This is a genomic window from Vibrio sp. 1288, assembly GCF_033344475.1.
Genome location: NZ_JAWPOX010001165.1, coordinates 1 through 510, shown reverse-complemented (window position 1 = coordinate 510; position 510 = coordinate 1). Strand labels below are relative to the sequence as shown.

Below are 510 nucleotides of genomic sequence, written 5' to 3'. Positions count from 1 at the left end.
CATCAATAATCAGCGTGGTGTTTTCTGGCACCAAATCCATTAAGGCCTGAACGCCACTTCGAGCTCGCGACGATGCGTATGCTTCTAGCTTTTCACCAATAAGGAAGAGCAATAACACCATCGCGGCTTCTGCGGTTTCACCTAAGTACAACGCACCTAATGCAGCAACACTCATCAGTGTTTCAATGGCAAATGGTGTGCCACCACGAGCCAGTTTGACGGCCTTACGGGCAATAGGATACAAACCCAGCAAACAAGTTAAAGTAAAAATCCAGCTACTAAGTTGAGGGTTGATGCTTGCGACAAGGCCCGCAAATGCCATTGCACCTGCGATCGATAAAATCTGTAGATTGTCTTGAACAAAACCGAACCAGCCTTTGTTCTCTTTCTTTTGCTTTGGTTTATCCAGCGCAGAAAGCGGGAAACCAGTTTGGCGCGCTGTTTGTTCGATGATCGAACTTAGGGAATGGTCATCAAAATCGACAACTAACTTTTCTGTAGCAAAAAGGA

1 pseudogene is annotated in these 510 nt (G+C 45.9%); it reads right to left on the bottom strand.

The features are described from left to right. Positions 1–510, bottom strand: a pseudogene (gene zntA / locus R8O11_RS31465) (Zn(II)/Cd(II)/Pb(II) translocating P-type ATPase ZntA); the annotation flags it as partial.